This window comes from Myxococcus llanfairpwllgwyngyllgogerychwyrndrobwllllantysiliogogogochensis, from assembly GCF_006636215.1.
Taxonomy (GTDB): Bacteria; Myxococcota; Myxococcia; order Myxococcales; family Myxococcaceae; genus Myxococcus; species Myxococcus llanfairpwllgwyngyllgogerychwyrndrobwllllantysiliogogogochensis.
In genome coordinates, this window is record NZ_VIFM01000573.1 from 1 (window position 1) to 801 (window position 801).

Annotated in this window: 1 rRNA gene; it reads left to right on the plus strand. The window is 52.7% G+C overall.

Annotated features, from left to right (window positions below):
* Positions 1-801 (plus strand): 23S ribosomal RNA (locus FJV41_RS49395); the annotation flags it as partial.

Here is an 801-nt window from a genome sequence, read left to right on the forward strand (position 1 = left end):
CAGACCGCCAGCTAAGGTCCCAAAGTCACAGTTAAGTGGGAAACGATGTGGAAAGGCACAGACAGCCAGGAGGTTGGCTTAGAAGCAGCCACCCTTTAAAGAAAGCGTAATAGCTCACTGGTCGAGTCGGCCTGCGCGGAAGATGTAACGGGGCTAAACTGTGCACCGAAGCTGCGGCAGCGACACTATGTGTTGTTGGGTAGGGGAGCGTTCTGTAAGCCGTTGAAGGTGGCCTGTGAGGGTTGCTGGAGGTATCAGAAGTGCGAATGCTGACATAAGTAACGATAAAGCGGGTGAAAAGCCCGCTCGCCGTAAGCGCAAGGTTTCCTGTCCAACGTTAATCGGGGCAGGGTGAGTCGACCCCTAAGGCGAGGCCGAAAGGCGTAGTCGATGGGAAACAGGTTAATATTCCTGTACCGATGTGTAGTGCGATGTGGGGACGGAGAAGGTTAGCTCAGCCAACTGTTGGATATGTTGGTTCAAGCCTGTAGTCGTGCCTGGTAGGCAAATCCGCCAGGCTTAGATGAGGGGTGATAACGAGTCTGCTTGCAGACGAAGTGAGTGATACCCTGCTTCCAGGAAAAGCCACTAAGCTTCAGCTACACACGACCGTACCGCAAACCGACACTGGTGCGCGAGATGAGTATTCTAAGGCGCTTGAGAGAACTCAGGAGAAGGAACTCGGCAAATTGATACCGTAACTTCGGGAGAAGGTATGCCGCAAGTAGGTGAACTTGAACAAAGGGAGCCCAAAGCGGTTGCAAAAAATCGGTGGCTGCGACTGTTTAATCAAAACACAGC